Source organism: Dysgonomonas termitidis, assembly GCF_054657735.1.
On the sequence record NZ_BAAHYD010000001.1, the window covers coordinates 588067 to 613273 of the forward strand.

The window sequence follows — 25207 nt, forward strand, 5'->3', positions numbered from 1 at the left end:
TTCGAATATATCATTAATATTTTCTGTTACTTCTTATCGCTCATTATATACTCCAAATTCGGCAATAACGGGAGGTTTACTAAATTCATCTATTTGTATGCGGACTTTATCGGCCCAAACTTTATTAAATCTATGTACTTTTATTATATCATTGTTTTCACCGGATAAAAGAGGTAGCCATTTATTATTGTGGAAATACTCGATCCGGTATTTGCTGAAATTACTTTCCCCCCTTTGAGCAATGGTAATCAAATTGAACTCCAGTTCTGTGTTATCCAGAATGATTTCGAGCCAGGGCTTTTTTACGGCCTTGTTGGATTCCCACGCAGAACGGAAATTGTCGTCATTGGCAAAATCCATAATATTCATATCGTTGCTCCAACTGGCATTTGTCTTCTTATTCTTTGCAATATTCTTAGAAATAACGGGGGCAGGATAAGCCGGCAGTTTAGCGACAGGTCCTTTATTTTTCCATAGTTTTCCTATCTTCCTGAAAGCATCGGCCGCGTTGGCGTCTATCAGCCCGTCACGGTTAGGGGCCGCGTTCAGGATAAAATTACAATAAACCTCATTCATAGGGATGATATTGTCATTGACGAGCATTTCAGGCGATTTCACCGGAGTTGTCGGGAAATCGGGTTTCCAGAACCAAGCCGAATTGATGGGCAGGCAGGATAATGCAGGAAGTTTATTGCTCTCCTTCGAAATATGCTGACCCGCGCCTTGTTCATACGACTTAATATCCGTATAATACAAAACCTCTGCCGGATATTTAGCTGCATTCAGATCCATAACAAGGCAGTTCGGCTGTAAAGACTTTATCAGGGAATAAATATCCCCAAACGGAACTTCATCATATGAGATACGCGACCAGGGAGCGTCCCATCCGTCGATAATCAGGGCCTTTATCTCCCTATAGTTGGTCAATAATTCGGTCAATTGGGCTTTTATCATATCTATATGCTTCGGCGTGATCCATCCCGGACGGAGTTTATGATGTGTATCGAGAATAGAATAATAAAGCATTACATTCAAGCCCTGCGCCCTGAAAGCATCGGCATATTCTTTCACCACATCCCTCCTGAAAGGGCTGTTCATCACATTGTAATCGGTAGTTTTCGTGTCCCATATACAAAATCCGCTATGATGCTTGGTAGTCAGGCAGCCGTACGTCATATTGGCCTCTTTGGCTGTCTTGGCCCATTGGTTACAATCGAGTTTCGCCGGATTGAATATAGCGGGGGATGCATCGGGATCGGCCCAATCGTCCTCCATGAATGTCGGTATATTGAAATGGATAAACATCCCGAACCTCAGATCTACAAACTCCTGCTGAAGTTGTACCAAAGGTTTTCCCGCCTGGGCCATAGCGGACAATGACAAGAATAGCACGAGCATTAAAGAATATATCTTTCTCATATTGATATATTTTAAATTGTCTGTTTTGACAATGAATAAGGTTTCTCTTCTTCGCTGAATGTCCTTTTCTTATTAGGGGCAGCAGCCATTTCGAATGTCAGTTCCGCTCCGTTCTTTATATCGTCATATGTGATATACGCCTTTGTATAAGGCTTTCCGTTCAGCTTAACCGATTTTACATAACGCATCTTGTCACTTACCTTATCTGCTTTTATTTCCAGATATTTTCCGTCACCCACCTTCACTTTCATGTAAGGAAAATACGGAGCACCGAACACATATTCATTCGAACCCGGACAAACAGGATAGAATCCCATAGCCGAGAAGATATACCATGCCGACATCTGCCCGCAATCGTCATTTCCGCAAAGTCCGTCGATAGAATTACGGTACATCCGGTTCATGATCTCGCGTACCCAATACTGGGTCCTCCAAGGCTGTGACGTCCATGCATACAGGTAAGCGATATGATGGCTGGGTTCATTGCCGTGTACATAGTTACCCATCACGCCTTCGCGGGTAACGTCTTCCGTATCTGCAAAAAATTCATCGGGTAAATGCATGATGAAAAGAGAATCGAGGCGTTGTACGAATTGTTTATCTCCTCCCATCTGCTTGATAAGTCCTTTTACATCGTGCGGCACATAGAATGAGTAATTCCATGAGTTTCCTTCGATAAAGCCCTCCCCGTGTGTACTCAGCAGATTGAACGGAGTCTTCCAGCGTCCGTCGCTGTAACGGGCACGGACAAATTCCAGTTCAGGATCGAATACATTATGATAATTCAAGGCCCTCTTTTTATAAGTATCCGTAGCCGCCTGATTATCCACTTTCAGAGCTGTATTGTAAATCGTCCAGTCGTCATATGAATATTCGAGTGTAATAGACGAACCGCTACCGTTTTTATCGAAAGGCACATAGCCTAATTTTTTATATTCGCCCGTTCCATCGTAATAATCGACATTCGAACTACTTATCATGGCTTCCAGTGCTTTTTTCTTATCGATATTCAGGCCTTTATCGATGGCATCGGCCAGTACCGATACGGAATGATAGCCTATCATACACCAGTTTTCATTTCCCATATGCGACCATACAGGCAATGCCTTGTGCACACTCTGTTCGTAATGGGCTATCATTGAGTTCACTATATCCACGCTTCTTTCCCTGTTGATAATATTGAACAGCGGATGGAGCGCACGGTAAGTATCCCATACGGAAAAAATGGTGTAGTTGGTGAATCCTTTCGCCTGATGTATATTATGGTCTATGCCACGGTATTGTCCGTCCACATCCTGATAAACCGAAGGATTTATCATAGTATGGTAAAGGGAAGTATAGAACATTGTCTTCTTGTCGGCATCACCGTTTACATCTATCACATCCAGTTCTTTTTCCCATTTGGCCGAGGCTTCGGCGACAATTTTATCGAATGACTTTGCCGCTGCTTCCGCTTTCAGATTTTTGAGCGCTCCTTCTGTACTTACTGCCGAAAGGGCGACTTTCATTACAAGAGGTGAATTATCCGAACCAAATTCAAAGTGGGCTACAATCTTACGGCCTGCTATTTCAGGGAAATTCTTATACAGATTAAATTTCCGCCAGAAGCCCGTATATTTGGGTTTCTCACGATCTACATAGCCATAGTTTTTTATCGGCTTCGACAAAGATATGGCGAAGTAGGTATAATTTTCCCTCGACCAACCGTTGGTGATGCGATAGCCTGTAATCAGAGTGTCGTTCTCAACTCTCAGGCTTGCCCATAATACCTTTCCATCGTAATTATAGATGCCATGAACAAGGTCGAGCAATATCTTTTGTTCTTCGTTTTCGGGATAAGTATATTTATGCACTCCTACTCTTTCGGTAGCTGTCAACTGCGCTTTTACCTTATAATCGTCCAGTACGACTTCGTAATAACCCGGACGGGAAACCTCCGTATCATGCGAATAGCTCGAACGGTAACCCGAACGGGGAATGCCGGCCACGCCCGGATTGAACTTCAGTTCGCCTGTTACGGGTACAACGAGGATATCCCCGAGATCGGAATGCCCTGTTCCACTAAGATGCGTATGGCTGAATCCTACAATCGTTTTGTCGTCGTGCTGATAGCCCGCGCAATATTTATAAGTATCTTTTTGATACACGCCATTTATACTATGAGGGATAGTATCCGTATCCGGGCTTAACTGGACAATCCCATGGGGTACGCATGCTCCCGGGAATGTATGTCCCATTTTTACCGTACCTATCATCGGATTGACAAAAGATACTTTGTCCTGCGCGGATACTATACCGCTCATAAGTAAAAAAGAAAGAGTGAGTGTGCTTAATTTCATTTGCATATATCAGTTTATTGTTTTTTCAGGAATTCCTGATATTCATTCCACATTCCATCGATACTGGCTTCGGGTCCGAAAACCAGTTTTATAGCTCCGTCGAAGCTCCACACATCCATTTTTTCCACAGTAAGGTGGAACTTACGGATAGCATCCGGATCTTTTGTTGTAAGCCACTGGATAAAAAAGCCGGTGGTGCGGTAACCATCCATCCAATTACCGCCCGGCTTACGTGTACTCATATCAAATAAACCGGCCTCAGCCCTTACGGCATCGGCTATTCCTTCTATACATGCCCAGAATGTTTTATTATTTCCATAATTACCTATCCCTTTCGGTTCATACTGGTAACCATGTGTAAGTTCGTGGTAAAGTACCCCTCGTGTTTCGAAATCGAGCTTGAAAAGGGATTCTTTCGCTGACTTTTCGATATGCTGCGTGCTGTAGAAAATATTGATGTTAGGGGTACTGCCTCCTTTTGCCGAGACACCCGGTTGATCTTCCAGTGTATATCTGATGTTTCTTACATCGTTTATGCTGTCCCTGTCTGTATAGTATAAGATTTCAGCGACTTTACGGGCATGGTATTTTATATATTCATCGGGATTCTGCACCAATTGATTATATACTTTCGCTCCTTCTGTGCCGGGAGATTTTACTTCAAAATCTATATTCGGGTAGTTGAAATCTTCCCATCCTGCCAGCATATTCCTGTCTGATAACAATACATCCGCTATGACCAGATTCTCTTTTTTATCTGCTGTGCGGGCTTCGAGCATATATTGTTTATATGCAGCCGGTTTTTGTGCGACGCATAATATTTCCTGAAAACGGGAGCAGAATTTCTGATCTTTCCGTTCATCAACGACAGTCCATTTCTTTCCGTCATTGGAACCTTTCAGCACCCAGTTCGCCGGGTCGTGGGCGGGATTATCGCCCGAAGAATATATTTTGTAACTCAGTACAGGAGAGTTGTACGAGACCTGGAATGTCATTTTGTTTGTACCCGGTTTACCTATATAATAGGTTGTGAGGTTGTTGTCTGTCAGTTGCGGATAATCCGTTTTAATTTCCTGACTCTGACAGGTCAGGAATGATAAAGCAAAAGCCAAAAATAAAATTCTTCTCATTATGTTTTCGTTATAGGGTTTAGATCTGATGCAAGTATAATTATTATAGGAAAAAGGTTAATTATCCTGTTCGGCAATAAAGGTATCCTGAATACTTAAATTGGCTTGCTGTGTATCTTTCTTCTATTATCGTACTGAAATTATATACAATTGGGCTATAGCCCTTTTATTCCCTTTGAATTAAAAGTATATTTTGACCGAGCAGCGTGTCATTGAACTATGCCCCTTATTATCAGAAACATACATTATGATCTCTTATACAAACGATAACGGACATTTGTATGTTTTCTCTGTTAAGAAGCGGATACCCATGAAAAATGAGTATCCGCATAAAGAGTATATACAAGCCTTCTCCGTAGAGTAATGTAAATAAGAAAAGCGCCCTGTTACTTATGGAGAAAGGCCGTAAACAGCTATTCTAATTCCATCCCGGATTTTGATGGCCTTGCAAAGACGGGTTCGCTTGCATTTCGCTCAATGGAATAGGCCATAATAATGCATATGCAGGAATAGCACCTACCCTGATACTTCCATCCGGCTTATTCTGGATTTTTGCTGATTCCAGTGCAACCCATTTCAATTTACCTGAATTCATTCCATCTTCTTCCGGATATAAACGTGTACGGCGAATATCATCCCAAATTTTGAATTCTAATGGGAACTCGTGGAAACGCTCGGTGAGGATAGACTGTATTAAAGCATCTCCGGTAGCTGTTTCATTAGGAATCCCCGCACGTGTCCGCACCTGATTAAGATAGAACCTCGCTCCTCCTGCAGCATCACCTTCTTTCCCTGTGCGGGCCAGGCCTTCGGCTGCAATGAGCAACACTTCGGCATAACGGAACGTCGGCATATTATAGTCGCCGTCTTTACCCGTTTTTAAAGAGGTTTCATCGAACCATGCCCAGTTACCGATATTGTTTAATCTTTTGGTAACCACTACATTATTCTTATCTACCCCTGTATATTCCCAGAAAAAGAATTGTTTTTCATGTGACCGGATATCCGCAACAAGATAACTGTTTATCAACATATCGCAAGGCAGGTACGCATTATACAAAACATCTCCACCCGGCGAGAACACATTCCATTGAAAAGCGTCTGCGCCGATCGAGCGGCATGCATAAGAGTTTCCCACATTATACTGGGTCTGATTATACTCCTTGGCAAAGATAATTTCTTTGGATGTTTTTGTTGTCTTGATAACATTAAAGGCAGAATAAATGCTATCACTGCTGCCGCTGGCCTGCTCGAGGATATGCTGGCCTCCATTAATAACATCCATCGCCATATTGGCAGCTTTGGTATAGTAGTCATTTCCTCCATTCAGAGGCGCTCCGGCCCATTGCAGATACACTTGCGCAAGAAGAGTCTGTGCCATTGCTTTAGTAACATAGCAGCCATTGTCATAGAATGCCTTATTAGGTAATGCATCCCCTTCAATAATACTGAGCAAATCGGCTTCGATATTTTTATACACCTGTTCCGCAGAGGAAGGTTCTTTATATATACCCTCCAAAGATGTATAAGGTTGGTCTACATAGGGAACATCGCCAAACTCTTTTACCAGGTAAAAATATCCATATGCCCGGAAGAATTTACCCTGTGCAGTAAAATTCCTTATCTGGGTATCGCTTAATACGCCTGTCATTGTGGGAATATTGGCAATAACAAAGTTTGCACGGGAAATACCTTTGTAAAACTCATGCCACAACTTCAGCGCCGTTGAATTGAACGACTCTATATTAAAGTTACAGCCTTCAGATGCATTGGTAAAGGTTCTGTCTTTACGTTTGTCAACAAACAGTCCGGACATAACGCCGCCCCACATGGTTGCTTTGGGGGTCCATCCGCCATCCACATCAGTATTGTTCAGATACGGAACACCACCGAAATAAAGAGCATTTACAGCCGATTGAGCATCAGCTTCAGTCTTCCAGAATTGACCGGCAGTCTTTTCATCCTGCGGCTTTTCTTCCAGGAAGCTATCGCATGAACTCATCAATAATGATAATATAATCATGCAAAAGATGGATATATATGTTTTATGCAATTTCATATGATTACTATTTTATGATTTATATTAATACTATGAATTAAAATGAAACGTTGATACCGAACGTAAATGTTCTCGGACGCGGATAGGTAAAGAACTGACGGTTAGTTCCCCACTTGTTATCACCCAAACGGGATGAGTTATCCGGATCGTATCCCAAATAATCGGATGAAGTGATCAGGAAGGCATTGTTCACACCACCATATAAGCGTAAAGCCGAAAGACCCATTTTCCTGATAACATCAGAGTTAAATGTATAACCGAGCTGGATCAGGTTAGCGCGCAGATAAGAGCCGTCGGCAACCCAGGTGTCATCGGCATTGGCGTTGTTTCCTTGCCCGAAGTTAGCCAGACGTATTGCCTGCGCTTTACCGTTAGGATTCAGCGTAGGATGCCATGCTTCCTGATAAAGGCGGTCAAGCCCGCTTGTCAGGAAACGGCCCTCAGTTGAATGGAAATACTCCTGCATAATATCCGCACCCATTGAAAATTGGAGGTCGAGAGTCAAATCGAAGTTCTTATAATTAAAGGTGTTAATGAAAGATCCCATCCAATCAGGTAAACCATTACCTAAAATCTGGCGTTCCTTATATGTAACCTTTTCACCGATAGTAGAAGGTATATTCATTGTCGTAGCATCCCAGTTAGCCGGATTACCGTCATAAATACCTGCACGTTTATAGCCGTAGAATGTAGAAAGTTCTTCACCCTCGCGGATCAACATATCATAGCCGACAAAACCATCGAGAAGAATCTGACGCTTACCGGTGATCGGGTCTACCGATGAGCTTTCATCCAGTTTTTCAACACGGTTTTTATTAAAGCTGAGATTGACGGTAGAAGTCCATTGAAAATCACGGCTGTCAAAAATATGTCCGGTAAGCAATAGGTCCAGCCCCCGGTTCGAAACTTCCCCTACATTGTATTTAACAGATGTAAAACCGGTCGATTCCGGCAATGGACGGTCAAGCAGCAGGTCGGTTGTATACTTGTAGTAGTACGATGCTTCCAGGTTGAGGCGATTATTGAACAATCCCAGCTCAACACCTATATCGAATTGATTTGTTTTCTCCCATTTCAGATCCGGGTTAGGCATCCTGTCCAGATAAGATACAATTTTCAGGCCATTGCCGAGAATAGTATTCGACTGGCTTACTGTAGCCAACGACGCATACGTTCCTATTTCAGAGTTTCCCGTTACCCCGAAAGATGCATGCGGTTTTAATTTGCTTATGACCGGATTATCTTTCAAAAAGTTTTCATTAGAAGCCATCCATCCGAAACCGATGGAAGGGAAGAAAGCATATTTGTTGTTTTTCCCGAATTTGGATGAACCGTCATAACGGCCGGTTACGGTAGTCATGTACTTATTATCATAGTTATAAACCCCACGCAGGAAATAAGAGTTCATCGCCCATCTGTCATGGTCGTTGCTAACGCCCGGACGGTCTTCTCCTTTCGCCAGATTGTAGTAACTATAAAAATCGTCGGTAAACTTGCTGGCTGAAGCGCTGAAATATGTATAATCGCGTTCTTGCCAGGACATACCCGCCATAGCATTCACATAGTGTTTGCCCAGAGTCTTATTGAAAGTCAGATATGTTTCTTCCTGCCAGTACAGTGTACCCGATGTGTTTTCAGAAGCCGAACCTGTCGATGCCTGATTGATCATTGGGCGCGGAGTAAACGGTGTATAGTTGCGGTTGCGGTTATTCTGGTAATCGATACCGAACTGTGTTTTTAAATCGAGGTCTTTTGTAATATGGAATGTCAAAGCCGCATTACCGAATATCTGTGTTTTATATTGCATGGCTTCCATCCGCCTGAGCAATTCGACAGGATTACCTACACCTTCAGGGCCAAATCCTTGTTTTGAGCCACTAGGATTATCCTTATTTACAGGAATAGAAGTTGTTCTGATGTCATTCGTCTGCGCATATACACCATCCAGCTCAACAGGCAGGAACGGCAATTGTTCTATCATAGTACGTAAAGCTCCCTGTCCGTACGGATTATCGGAGGTTCTGTTACCCCATGTGTGGTTTACCAATAAATTAACACCGGTCGACAACCAGCTGGTTGGTTTGTCGTCATAGGCCAATTTCGCATTCAGCCGCTTAAAATAAGAATTAAGCAAAACACCCTGTTGGTCCGTATAGTTTATAAATGCCCCTACCGACGAGTTTTCGTCGCCACGCTGGATACTGAGCTGGTGATTGTGAGAGAAAGCTGTACGGGATGCTTCTTTCTGCCAGTCTGTATTATAAATAGGTGATCCGTCGGCATTGAATAAACGCGGGTCTGTGAATATTTGCGACAAATCGGTCGTAAAGTTCCTGCCTTGCCATGCATTCGCATTTTCCAAACCTTGTTTAAACGTAGCCATCCATTCATAAGAATCCATGACATCCATATATCTTGCCATGGTACTAATGGACATGGAACCATCATAAGAAACACGTGCGCGTTTTCCGGTATTACCTCCACGTTTGGTCGTTACCAGAATGACGCCGTTGGCACCACGGGCACCGTAGATGGCAGCAGACGAAGCATCTTTCAGGACTTCGATAGACTCAATGTCATTCGGGTTAAGAAACTGGAAATTTGACATAACCACTCCATCAACCACATACAATGGGCTTGCCGAGGCATTGATCGTGGATATACCACGGATTATAACACGCATTTCCCCGCCCGGTTGTCCTGTATTGGAGAAAATATTTACACCGGCAGCTTTACCTTTCAGGCCTTCAAGAGCGTTAAATGATTGATTCTTGATAATATCGCTACCTTTAGCCGTAGAAATAGAACCCGTTACATCCGATTTGCGCAGCGTACCGTATCCAACGACAACAACTTCATCTAATAGTTTAGCGTCTTCAGCCATCACTACGTCTAAGGAAGTCTGTCCTTTTAATGCTATTTCCTGAGTAAGAAATCCTACAAGGGAGAAAACCAGCGTCTGATTAGTGTCAGTAACCCTTACCGAATATAATCCGTCTACGTCAGAAATAGCTCCGGTAGTAGTTCCTTTCACTACAACGCTTACGCCGATCAATGGCTCTCCGCTCTGATCTTTAATAATTCCTTTTACAATTGTTCCGTTTTGTACCACATTATCAATATCTTTCACATTACTTGCAGATCCCGAAGCAAATGAATACTGGACGAATATAAACATGAGTAGCAAAAAGAGCATCCGCCTACCATAGCTTTTGTAGTAGCATGTTGAAATTTTATCTACAAATTTTCTCATAATATAATTTTAATTAAGTTAACTGGGAATAAATACACACTTTACTTAAAAGAGGTAAAAAATACCTCAGTGCCTGAACATCATAAATAAAGGATTAGCTGGTTCTCCATAAAGAAAGATTTTAAAGGTTAATAATTAAATATATTTACCATACATCAACACAATGGTTTTAAGAAGGTTATTCAGAAAATTACGCACACAAAAAAACCTTATTCCAGAAGGTTTTTAACTTTCTGAAATAAGGTCAATGATTTTTTAACGTATAAAAATCCAGAACAAATAGATTCTTTAAATCTCTGTTCTGCTAAGATTAAACTATTTTTTAGTAAATTACGTCTCTCTCTCTCTCTCTCTCTCTCTCTCTCTCTCTCTCCTCTCTCTCTCTCTCTCTCTCTCTCTCTCTCTCTCTCTCTCTCTCTCTCTCTCTAGTAAAATACGGCTAACCACCAAATTTTCAGGTGAAAAAATGTCGTTTATTATTGCTGTATTTTGCATTGCTTTGGACATATATACTGTTTACTTTAGAGATAAAAATATATGTGCACTACTTATTAAACAAAATTCCTTTTTACTTTCTGTCTGATTCTGATATCCCGAAGAAAAATCATTCGCAATGTTAATTAATATAAAAATGTTTTGAAGTATCTCCTTTACGCAAATAAGTATCCCAATTCACCACTGGCAGATTGGGATACTTATTTGGTATATTAAGATACTAATGCAAGATTTGCCCGGAAATCGCGTCAAATCACTTGCGCAGGCGGTATTCCTTGGGGGTCATATTATATTTTTTCAAGAATTCGCGGTAAAAATATGACTTATTGTTAATCCCCACCTTATACATGATTTCCTGAATGGTGAGGTTTGTTGTAATAAGCAACCTGGAGACTTGCGCAAACCTGTAATCCTTGATGAAGTCGTTAGGCGAAAGGGTCGTTATCTTCTTGAACTTGCGATAAAGGCTGCGGGTACTCATATTCAGCTTTTCCGCGATAAATTCGGGCCGCAGATTCTCTTCTTCCATATTATCCGATATAATATCGATAACAGAATCCATAAAGGCCTTATCTTCCTGATGGATCAGTTGCCCGTCCGAATACTTATATGCGCTTTCGGGAGAATAGAAGTAATCTTTCAGTTCATCTTTCACGACCAATAAACGGTTTATAACGGAACGAAGCACAAGCGGAGAGAAAGGTTTGGTCAGATAAGCGTCTGCTCCTATATCCAGACCTTCCGCCTGTTCTTTCTCACTGATCTTAGCCGATACGATCACAAGCGGTATATGCTTTGTGAATTTATCATTCTTCAGCTTGTTTATAAATTCGAGACCATCCATTCCCGGCATCATGATATCGGTGATAATAAGGGAAGGTGTCTCCGATTCTATAATCCTGAGAGCCTCTGCTACATCATAAGCAATTTTTATATGATAACTACCGGACAAAATATCAGAGATAAGCCATACTATATCCTTATTATCATCTACGATTAAAATGGTTTGTCCTGCCCCCGTGGATTGTCTCAACAATTCAAACTCCGAGGGGAGGCTGTCTTCATCACCGGCCGGCTGCCCTTCCCCGGTTACCTGAAGCGCCGGCAATACTACCATAAATTCAGCAAATTTACCGACTTCACTCCTGACTGAAATATTACCTCCGAGCGATTCCACAATATCGTAGCAGATAGATAGTCCCAAACCGTGACGTGACGTCATCGTCGAATATGAATTGTTTATTTCCATACTTTCAAGCACGCCGTAACGGTCGAATATAGTCGGTATTTTTGACTCCTCTATCCCCTGTCCTGTATTATACACAAGAAGGATAAGTTCCTCCTCGTTTATTTCTGCCGTTACCTTTACCTCTCCTTCTTCCGTACCATATTTAAAGGCGTTGGAAAGCAGGTTGACCAATACCCTGTTGAAGCCAAAGATGTTTGTATTCCAATATAAAGCGTCAGGGACCGATGTTTCAAATGTTATATTATTTTCTTCTGCAATAGGGACAAACCACTCCACTTGCTTTTTTACCAGGTCTGATACCGAAGCCTCTTCAATGTAACTGAAGTCGAACTTACCTTCTTCCATCTTCCTGAAATCCAGTATCTCCTGTATCAGCCCGCTCAGGTTGGCAACATTGTCACGCAATATACCCGTATATCTGCGGATATTTTTATCCACTTCCGCCGACTTCTCAATATAGTCGCTCACTCCTTTTATCACCGTAAGGGGTGTACAAAACTCATGGGTAACATTAGTAAAGAAATTCAATTTCGCTTCCAGTAGTTTTTCCTTTTGTTCCTCATTTATCTTCTGGGCGATCTGCATCTGCTTATCCATTATCCGTTTACGGATAAGATATATAACATAAGAGCAAATAAGGACAAACACTACCACATATGCCAGATAAGCCCAGCCGGTCAGATACCACGGCGGCAATTTCCTGATTTTTAAAGAATAATATCTCTCATCCGAATCGAACACATCATTCTTGTACCTCACTTTCAGTATATACTCGCCATGCGGCAGGTTGGTGAAAGTAACTTCATTGGTCTTCTGAAGCTCGGTCCACGCCGTATTATAATTATCGAGCAGATAAGAATATTCATAATTATCACCGTTTATATAATCCGTCGCAACAAACGAAATGGTAAATGAAGAGATATTGGCCCCGATCTCCAGATACCCGTCTTTTTTGTTTGTATAATCATATAGTGAACGACTCTCCCCGGCTATTTGCAGGTCGAAGAAGTACAGGTCAGGTTTATAATTGCTTTGAAGGTTGACCTCTTTAGGTTCTACCCATGTCAGCCCGTTTATTCCACCGAAGAAAAGCCGTCCGGTCTGCGGGCACTTCCAATAGGCATCGTCGGAAAACTCTGTCACCTTTAAGTCCGGATAGGAATAATTATGGAAAAAGTCGTTGCGTGGATTATATTTTATCAGACCTTTATTTGTACTTAACCAGATACATCCGTCCGCGTCTTCAAGTATTCCGTGTATCATATCATTGATCATCCCGTTGCGTCTGTCAAACTGCTTAATCACAGTATCTCCATCCTTCAAGAACTGGATACGGGTCATCCCCGAACTGGCTCCGATATAAAAAGTAGAGTCTTTGCTCTGATAAACGCACAATACATCTCCGATAGCTGTATTCTCAGCATTTTTCATCTGGATAAAATCATACTGCTTACTTTTTATATTATAACGGACCACGCCATATCCTCCACGGCTTCCGATAAATAAAGTAGATGCTCCGTCATAAAACATAGAGTGGAATTCCACGCAGGTCTTATCCCCTTTCTTCAGCACATATTCATTTACAGACTTAACTGAAAGACGGGAATTTTCATCCTTTATGATAACTTCGAGCAAACCATTTCCGGCCGTTGCCATCCACAAGGTAGAGTCATTCACCTCACAAATCGAATGAACTTTCCCGATTGTACATCCATCCTCCTCCGATAACGATTTTATTGTGTTATCCTTATATGAGTAATATGAGAACCCGGGCCCCTCGGTCCCGATCCAGAGCACATTCCTATATTTGCTTCTGAGGAAGCAAAATACAAGGTTACTCGATAGCCCGTTGGCAGTTGTGTAGTTTATGAACTGGGACTGGGATACTTCACGCTGATTGTGCTCATCGTAGTTCCTGATCCGCATGATGCCATCACCTTTCGTCCCTACCCAAAGATTCTGTGATTCATCGGCGTAGATAGACCTGACCGGCTTCTGAGTACCTGAAAGAAAATTATCGAATATAATATTCCCGAACAGATCGTGTCCCTGATAATACATTTGCACCCCCCGCCCGTCGGTCCCGATCCAGAGTACATCCTGCTTCTTATCTTTCAGCAAACAGAATACCCTTATCCCGAGATATACGGTTTCAGGTTGATAATTATTCTCTACATCCAGCCTTATCAGCCCATTATCATTGAAGGAAACAAACAAATCAGATTTGAAAGACACCACCCGGGATATTCCTCCGTATTTTACTATCAGTGACGACAGGTCTGTGATCAATATCCTCTTATTATCCGACAGGTCGTACAGATAGAGTTTCCCTTCGGCACTTATATAATATATCTTGTTGTCTTCATAGTATGCGTTTATTACATTTCTATCGTGAAGCAGATATTCATTTACCTGCAGCCTGATATCATTCTTCTTGGAATCGCCGGCGATTTCTATATTCTTCAGTTTTCCATCGGCAGTAACCATATAGAGATGGTCATTGCCATCGACGAACATAGCCTTTATATTAGCCATATCGGCTCCCGGCAAATGAATATTCGTGAAACTCTTACTTTCGCGGTTATAATGAGATATATAGTTCTTCTTGCTTATTACCCACGTGTTTCCATTTTTATCTGCTGCAAGGAGTTTGGCTTCCGGCAATTCGGGATATGATTCTATCACTTTTCTTTCTTTCAGCGAAAATTTGTTAAGGCCCAGAAATGTGGATATCCACAGGCTGTTTTCATCTGCTTGCGTGATATTATGAATAATATTGCTGCATAAAGAAAATTCATTGTCGAATTCGGACCTGTAAACAAAAGTATTTTTCCCGTTATACAGGTTCAGCCCGTCGTATGTCCCAAACCACATATAGCCGTCTCTGTCCTGATACATGCACAGAATCGCATTATTTGACAAATCGAGTTTGTCCGCCCGGTGCAATGTATATGACGCATGGGAGAGCAAGATGCCGGTAATTAAAAGGAATGCCAACAAGCCGGACTTCCTCATATTTTCTTTATTATATAGAAGCAGATGTTTCATAGTTATGATTTGATAAAAAGGGAGACTCTTTTTTGCAAAAATACAATTTACATTCGGATAATATAGAAAATATATTTTTTCGATAGTGGGGAAACACACGAAAATTGGTAGCTATAACCATCGGTTATTACATTAATTAACTATATAATGTTAAAACCTGACATATCTGACAGAAAACTAATGTGCCGATTAGTAAATTTGCCGATGTGCCAATTGAGTTGCAAATCGACGGAGTCAAACTCCTCCGCTTGCGCGGACTTCCAGTCCGTGTCTTATTGATAGTGCAAAAATGTTTGCTACGCAACACACAGACGGAACGTCTGCGCGAGCGGGGCAGGACTGTTAAGTTCTCCGCTTTATTCTGTTATTGTCTGCTGTCATCCTGAGTGGAACGAAGGATCTCATTCGATTTAGGAGATGTTTCACTTCGTTCAGCATGACAAAGAGTATATAAGAATTCAGAACCCAACAGCACTACCCTTTGGGGGATTGAGGGGGCCTGTCAATACTTCAAAGAGCTAACAGCTAATAACCAACCGCTAACAGCTATCCACCCTATAGATAAACTTTTTCAAAAAAAATATTTACAATTACGTAAAAAGACGACACAACCACAGTTCTGCCTTGCCTATCAGATAAAAGACCATTGAAAAACACCATAAAAAGATGCCCCCTTCAATATCCCGGGGGCTTCCTGACAAGACAATAATCTGCTTACTTACAATCGATTGTTTAAAACTCACATACATCGTTGAATAGAGAATCGTGTTTATTATAATTCTATATCACTTGAGGCATTGCACAAAGAATAAACTATAAATGACCAACAAAGTATGTAAAATCCAAAGAATCCCGATAAAATTATAGAATATGACATTTTTTCAATGAGAAATATTAAAAAGCTCAACCGGAGCTTATAGTATAAATATATTAATCGTTTTCAATAATATATGTGCCGACACATATATTATCTATCATTTTACATGTAATTACACAGTCCTCTTGCCGAAGTTCTATCAGGAATTGCTTCCTGTTATCTTTATCCGGATATTTTACATTAAACCATCTGAATTTTTTAATAAAGTCGGTGAGAGACATACCATTATATTCATCGGTCGAAGTATGGCAAGGTTGAGATCCATTCAATAACCCGTTTTGAATTTCCGTACAGATAATTATCTTTTCCATAAGTATATTTTATCATTAACAAAAATAAACTTAAAGACACTATATATCCGCACATATTGAATAAAAAATTTAACCGCTATCTTTCAAACAAAATATGTTAAACTTTCAAAATGGCCTGTAAAAAGAAATTTTATGAATAAAACGGCGGGGAAAATAATACTGCAAGACAAGGACAGAATGTTCGTTCCGGGGGAGAATCCAGGGGTTTGCCTCAAAAGGATTCAGCGGATAAAAAAAATAAATACCAAAGCAAAATTGATTCAAATATTGATTCGCGTAATCAATTACTTTTTCGCCTTCAACTCATCTTCCAGCTTAATCACCTGATCGCGGAACTGGGCTGCTTCAAGAAACTCAAGCCTCTTAGCGGCGGCAGACATCTGCTTACGCGCTTTTTCAATCGCCTTTTTCAGCTCGTCCTTGGTCATATATCGTATTTTGTCTTCCGATGCTATCGCAATAGTTGAATCCTGAGTGTACGATTTCACCGAGAATTGTTCCTCCTTCCGCAAACTGAACACCGAAGCACGCGCTTTGCGTATTTGCTGCGGAGTAATGCCATGCTCTTTATTGTAAGCCATCTGTATCTCGCGACGGCGGTTGGTTTCATTTATCGTCTTCTCCATGCTCTCAGTAATTTTATCTGCATAGAAAATCACTTTTCCGTTCACGTTACGGGCTGCGCGCCCGACAGTTTGCGTCAGAGAGCGGTGAGAACGTAAGAATCCTTCCTTATCCGCATCCAGGATCGCAACAAGTGAGACTTCGGGCAGGTCAAGTCCTTCACGCAACAGGTTTACCCCGACCAATACATCGAACTGCCCGCTGCGTAAGTCATCCATTATCTGCACACGGTCCAGCGTATCCACATCGGAGTGGATATAGCTGCACTTCATTCCATTGTTTGAGAGGTAGGCGGTTAACTCTTCCGCCATCCGCTTGGTCAACGTGGTGACAAGTGTACGCTCATTCCTTTCTACACGTATCTGTATTTCTTCCATCAGGTCATCTATCTGGTTCAGGCTCGGGCGAACGTCGATAGGAGGGTCCAGCAAGCCTGTCGGCCGTATCAACTGTTCCACGACTATCCCTTCCGATTTCATCAGCTCGTAATCGGCAGGGGTGGCGCTTACATATATCGTTTGAGGTACAAGCGATTCGAATTCCTCAAATTTCAAAGGCCTGTTATCCAGGGCCGCAGGCAGGCGGAAACCATACTCCACCAGGTTCTCTTTGCGCGAGTGGTCCCCACCGTACATCGCCCGTATCTGGGGGATGGTCACGTGGCTCTCATCTATTACGAGCATAAAATCCTCAGGGAAGAAGTCCAAAAGGCAAAACGGACGTGTGCCCGGTTTACGGTTATCGAAATAACGCGAATAGTTTTCTATACCTGAACAATGCCCTACTTCACGGATCATCTCCAGGTCGTATGTCACACGCTCATAAAGCCGTTTCGCCTCCAGTTGCTTGCCTATGGACTGCAGGAAATCGACCTGGCGTCCGAGGTCTATCTCTATTTCGGCTATAGCCCTCACCATCCGGTCCTTGGTAGTCACAAAAAGATTGGCGGGATAGATACGAAAATCGTCATACTTATCTATCTTGACGCCGCTCAGCGGGTCGAGACACTCTATACTCTCTATCTCATCGCCCCAAAATACCACCCTCACAATAGGGTCTCCATAGGCGAGAAATACATCGACAGTGTCCCCCTTTACCCTGAAATTTCCGGCCTTGGGCTCTACCTCATTACGGGAATACAGAGCACTGACCAGTCCGCGCAAAAACACATCGCGGACAAGCTTTTGACCGACATGTATAGAGATGGTCGAATTTTCAAAATCCTCGGGATTTCCCATACCATAAAGGCAGGAAACGGAAGATACCACAATAACGTCGCGCCGGCCCGACAGTAAGGATGTGGTCGTTGCCAGCCGGAGTTTCTCTATCTCTTCATTTATCGAAAGGTCTTTCTCTATATATGTATTTGTGGAAGGAATATACGCCTCGGGCTGATAATAATCATAGTAAGAGACAAAATACTCGACCGCATTGTCCGGGAAAAATGTCTTGAACTCACTGTACAACTGAGCCGCCAAAGTCTTGTTATGGCTAAGAACCAATGTCGGTTTATTTACATTCTGAATAACATTAGCGACCGTAAACGTTTTACCCGAACCCGTCACTCCAAGTAATGTCTGTGAAGGCAGGTTTTGCATGATCCCTTCCGACAGCGCAGCGATTGCGGCCGGCTGGTCTCCGGTGGGATTGTAATAAGACGTTAATCTGAAATCCATCGTTCTGTATCTTTCGGAATCCCAAAGGTAATAAGAATTATGCAGTTACGTTTTTAATTCGCGTCTATTAACATTCATACAAACCAGTAGTTAAATTAATAATACCAGTCAGTAGTTGAAGTGATTATTGTTGTATAAAATTGTTTGATTTTTAGTTACAAGTTACTACGCCCTGTGGGCAGTTACGAGTAGGCTGATGCACACAGTGCTAAAGACTGAAGAGCCGCTGTCTTGCCGTCGCATCGCGATTCCGGCCTCGTCCAGCAGGCGGGGTATTCAATCCGCAAATCGGCGTTAGCCAAATATAAGCCGGTAGGCACGTTAGAAAAATCAAACGTTTCTATACAGCAAGAATAACATCACTACGAATTCATATTATCAAAATCCAAATCATTTATCTATATGTAGAAGCTGCTAGCCATCAGCTTTTATAAATAGTATATTAACAAACAATACCCTCTTTGCCGCCTCCCCTGTGGAGAGGACAGGAGGGGCAAAACCTTTAACATTATGAAATATAACGACAAAACCGCAGCACGCATCGTGGAAATGATAGAACAAGACCTTCACGGAGTATCTGAAATATGTAAGATACTCCGGATCAGCCGTCAGACTTTCTATGACTGGAAAAAGAACAGGCCCGGATTTAAGGAAGAAGTCGAAGAAGCGTTTATCCGCAGGGAAGAGGCGCTGGTAGCCAATGCCCGCATAGGATTGAAACAATTACTCGAAGGCTACATACAGAAAAAAGAGAAGATCACCTATGTCCCGGATAAGGACAACCCTGCGGAGGATGTGGTGAAATGCCGTGTAGTGGAAAAGAAATTCTGCCCGCCGAGTATCCGTGCGATAAAGTACGTACTCGACCATGAGGAAAGGAGGAAAGAGCAGTTGCAGTTGGAAAGCAGGGAAAAACGCCCGTTGATCATCGAGGTACAGGACGAGGAAACCAGGCGGCAACTGATGATATTAAAGGAGAACGGCTTCCGTCCGGGAGGCTTGCTCGATCCGGAGGTTGTGGCGGCCGTGGATAAGGAGCTGGAGGAGGAAGGCAAAGTGAAAAGTGAAGAACGGAAAATGAAAATTGAGCAGGCAGACAAACAGGATAAAGCACAGGAACAGCCGACTGTTGTGGAACCGCCTGCCGCTCCGGTAGAAAAACCTAAGCCGAATCTTTACCCGTTTCTGCCACCGGGATATACATCGAGAACGGATTGAGGAAGGGCTAAGTAATAAGGATACGGGCAGGCAAGATACAAGATATCCGCAGCTTACTGACGAGACACTTCGTTTCTCCCGGCAGGGCAAGGCAGTACATTGTCAACTGTTTACGGAAAAGATGCGAGTTGTTACCAACTTGTCATCAATGAAGTAATATCTGTTTCAGTTTTTTCTTTTTTTCCGGAGTAATTTTCAATTTATTAAGCATATAATCGTCTACCGAGCCGCTCATTTCCCTGATGCACGATATTCCGTATTTCAGGTACGCAAGGTCTGTTTTGGTAAGCATAGTCAATGCTTCCTGCCGCGATTCGGTGAGGCTGTCGGCATCTTTTACCAGCTTAGTACGGTCTATTCCTATTCCCGACCACATATAGTCGTCCTCTATTACATCCAGGGGAACATCCAGCGCACGCAGAAGGAAGTAAGTAGCCAGGCCGCTCTGATCCTTACCCAGATAACAATTATATGCTATCGGATAATTATTTTCGTCACAGAGGTAGTCGAAAAACCGCGCATAATCATCTGCAAAGTTGACAATCATATCTTTATAAGTATCCTGGGTATAGATAACAGCGTCGCCGCGAAGGAATTTCCCGTCCATTACTTTCTGCGAAATGAAACTGTATCCTTTCTCCGAAATCGGGATGCGGATATTATTCGCGCTTTTGAAACGGTCTATATACGGCCTTTTCACATCTTCGGACCGTAAATCGATAACAGTCTTTATCCCCAGGCTTGTCAACTCGGCGCTATCATGAGTAGTCATGCGGAGAAAACTGCCTGAACGAAACAGCTTACCCCAACGAACAGTCCGGTTATCGTTTGTTATGTATCCGCCTATATCCCTGAAATTCTGAATGCTATCCATTTCAAAAAAGCGGTTTGTGATGATATTGGACATAGTCCCCGCAATCTTTATCCGGAAGTATTTGCGTTTCTCTACTGAATTGGAGGTATTGTCTATTATCGCGATATAATCATTTGATTTTACAGTTAAAGAAGGGGTTGAAGGGAAAACGCTGTCATTGTCCGACACGAATATTTCGGCCGGAACATTATCCGTTTCCGGGTACAGCTCCCATTTTAATATATAATTACCTTTTGCATCTCTTTCGCATAAGGCTATGACCGTAGGCCTGGAGGTACAGCTGTATAAGGTAGCTATTAATGTAATACAGGTAAATAGTTTTAATTTCATGTCACAAGCAATTGTTTATTTAAGGTCTGCGACCTCTTTATTACTTTAGTATCTCTTTAAAACATATGTCAGATAACGATATTATATAAGGTTTTCGTCCCGCTAAAGGGCAGCACTTATAACAAAGATACATCAGTCTGACGTGTTTGTCAATAGACTGCAGTCTTTTTGCGAAGATTTACCTTTTTTTTACACTTCAAAGTGATTTAACTCTATGATAGGGAATATATCAACTAATTCCGTATATTTGCCATGTATTATCAATATGGTAAAAGAAGAGGTAAACAATTATCAGGAAAGGACATCTCTGTTAACAATGGATAAAGCCATTCGAAAAGCTCATATAATACGGGAGAAATATACAAAGGAAGCAAGCTTAAGGCTCGAAGCCAAAGGTAATTGGTCTTTGTATGCGGGCAGTTCTGTGAATACAATCAACAGGGCCACTCCTATATTGACGGGCAATGGAAGCGGAAGTTTTTTCCTCAGCGTCAGTACTTACAGCCGCATTTATTTTGAACTGGTTTGCGGTACTGAACGGTTGCTCCTCAGCGAAAGGCACCTCCCTATGGCAGGAGGATACAATTTCAGGGATTTGGGAGGTTTCAGAACAACAGACGGGCGATATACAAAATGGGGTAAGCTTTTCAGGGCGGACGAATTATCCAATCTTACTGCCGACGATCTGAAGTACCTCTCAAGCATACCGGTCACATCTGTCATAGACTTCAGGGCACAAAGCGAAGCGCGCCGCTCGCCCGACAAACTGCCTCCTACTGTCCATTTTACCTATCCTATAGCCATCACACCGGGCAATCTCAGTTCGGAAGGGATTCAGTCCAATATGCTGAAAACGAACATCGACTCTCATATGAAGCATATGAACCGCCTCCTGGTAAGCAACCCTGCATGCGTAAGAGCCTTCCGTATATTTTTTGCTATCGTACAGAATAATCTCAGCGCCCCTCTTATATTCCATTGCTCTGCCGGAAAAGACAGGGCGGGTATGGCTACGGCACTGGTATTGTTCGCCCTGGGAGTAGATGAAGCCACAGTTATGGACGATTATCTGATGTCGAAAATTTATCTGAGTGATAAATATGATGCTTTCATAGCAAAATATCCACGGGCAGAATCGATATTCACCGTTAAGCGTATGTTTCTGCAGGCAGGCATAAACCAGATAAAGAGAGAGCACGGTTCCATAATGAATTTTCTTACCAGGGAATTGAAAGTAGATATAGTAAGAATGAGAAGGTTGTACCTGGAGTGATAAAGACCGGATGAGTATCAACTCATTATAAAATATCATGATTCACTGAAACAAAAGCGGTACTTTTGTTGTTTACCTACTATACATCGTACAGATCAGACTAAAAATCTATTATAGATAAAATCAATATTAACATTTACACATTCAATTGTTAATACTTGGATTTGAAAATCGCAATCATTACCTTTGTCTATATAGAAACAACATAAATAAATAAATTTTATAATTATGAGTACATCTACATTAAAAGAAAAAAAAGCTGCATCAGTAAATGCAGAAATCGGAACATTTTTAGGTAAAGTATTCGCTTTTAACAGCAGTTTGAAACTTCACCACTGGCATATAACCGGCAAAGGTAGTTATGCAGCACATATTGCACTCGATCAGGCTATCGGCGACCTATTAGATACAACAGACCGCCTGGTAGAAACCTCTTATGCAGTAAAAGGAGACCTGGATATCGTAATCCCTGAAACAAAGAATCCTACAAACATTGTAAAACATGCCGAGGATTTCTTTAAATATACAGAAAGCCAGAGAGAATTATTCGCTGAAGCTTTCACTCAGGCAATCATTGACGACTATCAGGAAGCAATCCAACAATTACTGTATCGTCTGAAAAGACTTCAATAATAACAGGACTTAAAGTATAGTTGAACAGGGATCACTTGGTGATCCCTGTTCTCATTTTGAATGGCTGCACAATCAATCTTACAAGATTTAGGGTAAATGCACGAAATTAGGAGCCTGTTTAAATTTTAGCTAAAATTTAAACAGGCTCTTAATCTTTTTGAAAAAGTTTATCTATAGGGTGGATAGCTGTTAGCGGTTGGTTATTAGCTGTTAGCTCTTTGAAGTATTGACAGGCCCCCTCAATCCCCCAAAGGGTAGTGCTGTTGGGTTCTGAATTCTTATATACTCTTTGTCATGTTGAACGAAGTGAAACATCTCCTAAATCGAATGAGATCTTTCGTTCCACTCAGGATGACAGCAGACAATAACAGAATAAAGCGGAGAACTTAACAGTCCTGCCCCGCTCGCGCAGACGTCCCGTCTGTGTGTTGCGTAGCAAACATTTTTGCACTATCAATAAGACACGGACTGGAAGTCCGCGCAAGCGGAGGAGTTTGACTCCGTCGATTTGCAACTCAATTGGCACATCGGCAAATTTACTAATCGGCACATTAGTTTTCTGTCAGATATGTCAGGTTTTAACATTATATAGTTAATAAACATAAATTAAACCAATAATTATAACGGCCAACTTTCGTGCGAATTGCCCTATACAAGATCAGCAAAAACGGTTTAGAATAATAAAAATTTATATCTTTGCTGTCCCAACGGGAAATACACAAAAACAAAGAATGAAAACAGACATTGAAATAGCCGGAAGTATCCAACTTGACAAGATTTCAGATGTAGCGAATAAAGCGGGCATTAATGCCGAAGAGCTACATCAGTATGGTAAATATATTGCAAAAATCCCCGTATCCTTTATTGAGGAGCGCAAAGTGAAGGAAAGCAACCTTATTCTTGTAACAGCCATTACGCCGACAAAGGCCGGTATCGGTAAAACCACCACATCTATTGGCCTGGCTTTAGGATTGAACAAGATTGGGAAAAAAACAATTGTAGCACTCCGGGAACCTTCCCTTGGACCATGTTTTGGCATGAAAGGCGGAGCCGCCGGAGGAGGCTACGCTCAGGTATTGCCTATGGAAGATATCAATCTCCATTTCACCGGGGATTTCCATGCGATAACATCTGCGCACAATATGGTTACCGCCTTACTCGACAACTATCTTTACCGGAACAGGGGTACTGAAAATTACCTCAAAGAGGTGGTATGGAAAAGGGTGCTCGATGTAAATGACAGAAGTCTCAGATATGTTGTGTCCGGACTGAACGGTACGGAGAATGGTGTTCCTGCCGAAACCGGATTTGAAATCACTCCGGCATCAGAGATCATGGCTATCCTTTGCCTGTCTTCCGATATAGAAGATCTGAAAAGGCGTATCGGAAATATTATACTTGGTTATTTTGCCAATGGGAATGCTTTCACAGTGAAAGATCTCGGTGTTGCCGGTGCAATCACAGTATTGCTAAAAGATGCGATAAATCCGAATCTGACACAAACGACCGAACAATCTCCTGCAATCATACACGGAGGTCCGTTTGCCAATATAGCCCACGGATGTAATTCTTTGATAGCGACAAAGATGGCCATGAGCCATGCGGATTATGTAATCACCGAAGCAGGGTTCGGCGCGGACCTGGGAGCAGAGAAGTTCTTCAATATCAAATGTAGAAAAGGACAGATCTCTCCCAAGCTTACAGTCATTGTGGCCACTACCCAGGCTCTGAAAATGCATGGGAATGTCCCTATTGAAAACATCAAAGAGAGAAACAGGGAAGGATTGACAAAAGGCTTTGCCAATCTTGATAAGCATATTGAAAACATGAAATCGTTCGGCCAGAATGTTTTGGTAGCTCTCAACCGGTATGGTTTCGATTCTGAAGAAGAGATAAAGCTGATAAGGGATCACTGCTATCAGCAGGGTGTAAGTTTCGCATTGAACGATTCTTTCACAAAGGGTGGAGAAGGGGCGATTGAATTTGCGGAAGAAATAGTCAGGCAGATCGGAAAGAACCCATCTCCGGCTCTTAGTTTTACATATGAGGATAATGATCCTATAGAAGAAAAGATCAACAAGATTGCCAAATCGATATATGGGGCCGCATCAGTCAGTTTTGGAGATAAAGCACGCAAAAAGCTTGCTCTGGTTGAAAGACAGAACCTCAATCACTATCTGGTTTGTATAGCGAAAACACAGTACTCATTCTCTGACAATGCACATGCTTATGGCACGCCGACAGGATTTACTCTCACTATTAATGACATTGTAATTAACAATGGGGCAGAATTTATAGTAGCCATTGCCGGAAGCATTATGCGCATGCCCGGCTTACCAGCTATACCTCAGGCAGAATATATTGATATTATAGACGGCAAGATTGTAGGACTAAGTTGA

14 protein-coding genes are annotated in these 25207 nt (G+C 42.1%); 4 read left to right on the forward strand and 10 right to left on the reverse strand.

What is annotated here, in order from left to right; genetic code table 11:
* Positions 1 to 33 precede the first annotated feature (33 nt).
* From ACYQ3L_RS02350 to uvrB, 9 genes are all read right to left on the reverse strand, one after another.
* Positions 34 to 1419: an alpha-L-fucosidase gene (locus ACYQ3L_RS02350; protein ID WP_379994556.1), complete on the reverse strand. Its 1386-nt coding sequence runs from the start codon at positions 1417 to 1419 to the stop codon at positions 34 to 36.
* Positions 1420 to 1430: 11 nt separating this feature from the next.
* Positions 1431 to 3722 (reverse strand): GH92 family glycosyl hydrolase, encoded by a 2292-nt coding sequence (locus tag ACYQ3L_RS02355; protein ID WP_379994560.1) that lies wholly within the window; start codon positions 3720 to 3722, stop codon positions 1431 to 1433.
* Between the two features lie 50 nt (positions 3723 to 3772).
* Positions 3773 to 4888 (reverse strand): basic secretory protein-like protein, encoded by a 1116-nt coding sequence (locus tag ACYQ3L_RS02360; RefSeq protein WP_379994555.1) that lies wholly within the window; start codon positions 4886 to 4888, stop codon positions 3773 to 3775.
* A gap of 418 nt (positions 4889 to 5306) precedes the next feature.
* Positions 5307 to 6947 (reverse strand): RagB/SusD family nutrient uptake outer membrane protein, encoded by a 1641-nt coding sequence (locus tag ACYQ3L_RS02365; RefSeq protein ID WP_379994554.1) that lies wholly within the window; start codon positions 6945 to 6947, stop codon positions 5307 to 5309.
* Between the two features lie 37 nt (positions 6948 to 6984).
* On the reverse strand, positions 6985 to 10200 hold the full coding sequence (locus ACYQ3L_RS02370; protein WP_379994553.1) for a SusC/RagA family TonB-linked outer membrane protein: 3216 nt from the start codon (positions 10198 to 10200) through the stop codon (positions 6985 to 6987).
* A 330-nt stretch (positions 10201 to 10530) separates the two neighbouring features.
* Entirely contained in the window at positions 10531 to 10695 is a 165-nt protein-coding gene (locus ACYQ3L_RS02375; RefSeq protein WP_459952285.1) for a hypothetical protein, read from the reverse strand.
* 253 nt (positions 10696 to 10948) lie between these two features.
* Positions 10949 to 14992, reverse strand: a complete 4044-nt coding sequence (locus ACYQ3L_RS02380; RefSeq protein WP_379994551.1) for a two-component regulator propeller domain-containing protein — start codon at positions 14990 to 14992, stop codon at positions 10949 to 10951.
* A gap of 930 nt (positions 14993 to 15922) precedes the next feature.
* Positions 15923 to 16180: a hypothetical protein gene (locus tag ACYQ3L_RS02385; protein ID WP_379994550.1), complete on the reverse strand. Its 258-nt coding sequence runs from the start codon at positions 16178 to 16180 to the stop codon at positions 15923 to 15925.
* Between the two features lie 284 nt (positions 16181 to 16464).
* Entirely contained in the window at positions 16465 to 18480 is a 2016-nt protein-coding gene (uvrB, locus tag ACYQ3L_RS02390) for an excinuclease ABC subunit UvrB (RefSeq protein WP_379994549.1), read from the reverse strand.
* 510 nt (positions 18481 to 18990) lie between these two features.
* On the opposite strand from uvrB, the gene ACYQ3L_RS02395 reads away from it, so the two are divergent.
* Complete coding sequence (locus ACYQ3L_RS02395) at positions 18991 to 19698, forward strand: helix-turn-helix domain-containing protein (RefSeq protein ID WP_459952286.1); 708 nt, start codon at positions 18991 to 18993, stop codon at positions 19696 to 19698.
* Positions 19699 to 19843: 145 nt separating this feature from the next.
* Here the strand turns inward: ACYQ3L_RS02395 and ACYQ3L_RS02400 are convergent, their stop codons facing one another.
* Positions 19844 to 20902 (reverse strand): tyrosine-protein phosphatase, encoded by a 1059-nt coding sequence (locus tag ACYQ3L_RS02400; protein ID WP_379996651.1) that lies wholly within the window; start codon positions 20900 to 20902, stop codon positions 19844 to 19846.
* A gap of 214 nt (positions 20903 to 21116) precedes the next feature.
* Between ACYQ3L_RS02400 and ACYQ3L_RS02405 the strand changes: the two genes are divergently transcribed.
* From ACYQ3L_RS02405 to ACYQ3L_RS02415, 3 genes are all read left to right on the forward strand, one after another.
* The gene (locus ACYQ3L_RS02405; protein WP_379996649.1) at positions 21117 to 22175 is read left to right on the forward strand and encodes a tyrosine-protein phosphatase; all 1059 of its coding nucleotides are present in this window, start codon (positions 21117 to 21119) and stop codon (positions 22173 to 22175) included.
* Positions 22176 to 22403: 228 nt separating this feature from the next.
* Entirely contained in the window at positions 22404 to 22808 is a 405-nt protein-coding gene (locus tag ACYQ3L_RS02410; RefSeq protein ID WP_291111167.1) for a DUF5856 family protein, read from the forward strand.
* A gap of 731 nt (positions 22809 to 23539) precedes the next feature.
* Positions 23540 to 25207, forward strand: coding sequence for a formate--tetrahydrofolate ligase (locus tag ACYQ3L_RS02415; RefSeq protein WP_379996647.1), 1668 nt, complete (start codon positions 23540 to 23542; stop codon positions 25205 to 25207).

Coding starts and splice junctions, on each gene's coding strand:
- ACYQ3L_RS02350 (WP_379994556.1), bottom strand. CDS start 1,419: ATGAGAAAGATATATTCTTTAATGCTCGTGCTATTCTTGTCATTGTCC.
- ACYQ3L_RS02355 (WP_379994560.1), bottom strand. CDS start 3,722: ATGAGCGGTATAGTATCCGCGCAGGACAAAGTATCTTTTGTCAATCCG.
- ACYQ3L_RS02360 (WP_379994555.1), bottom strand. CDS start 4,888: ATGAGAAGAATTTTATTTTTGGCTTTTGCTTTATCATTCCTGACCTGT.
- ACYQ3L_RS02365 (WP_379994554.1), bottom strand. CDS start 6,947: ATGAAATTGCATAAAACATATATATCCATCTTTTGCATGATTATATTA.
- ACYQ3L_RS02370 (WP_379994553.1), bottom strand. CDS start 10,200: ATGAGAAAATTTGTAGATAAAATTTCAACATGCTACTACAAAAGCTAT.
- ACYQ3L_RS02375 (WP_459952285.1), bottom strand. CDS start 10,695: ATGCAAAATACAGCAATAATAAACGACATTTTTTCACCTGAAAATTTG.
- ACYQ3L_RS02380 (WP_379994551.1), bottom strand. CDS start 14,992: ATGAAACATCTGCTTCTATATAATAAAGAAAATATGAGGAAGTCCGGC.
- ACYQ3L_RS02385 (WP_379994550.1), bottom strand. CDS start 16,180: ATGGAAAAGATAATTATCTGTACGGAAATTCAAAACGGGTTATTGAAT.
- uvrB (WP_379994549.1), bottom strand. CDS start 18,480: ATGGATTTCAGATTAACGTCTTATTACAATCCCACCGGAGACCAGCCG.
- ACYQ3L_RS02395 (WP_459952286.1), top strand. CDS start 18,991: ATGAAATATAACGACAAAACCGCAGCACGCATCGTGGAAATGATAGAA.
- ACYQ3L_RS02400 (WP_379996651.1), bottom strand. CDS start 20,902: ATGAAATTAAAACTATTTACCTGTATTACATTAATAGCTACCTTATAC.
- ACYQ3L_RS02405 (WP_379996649.1), top strand. CDS start 21,117: ATGATAGGGAATATATCAACTAATTCCGTATATTTGCCATGTATTATC.
- ACYQ3L_RS02410 (WP_291111167.1), top strand. CDS start 22,404: ATGAGTACATCTACATTAAAAGAAAAAAAAGCTGCATCAGTAAATGCA.
- ACYQ3L_RS02415 (WP_379996647.1), top strand. CDS start 23,540: ATGAAAACAGACATTGAAATAGCCGGAAGTATCCAACTTGACAAGATT.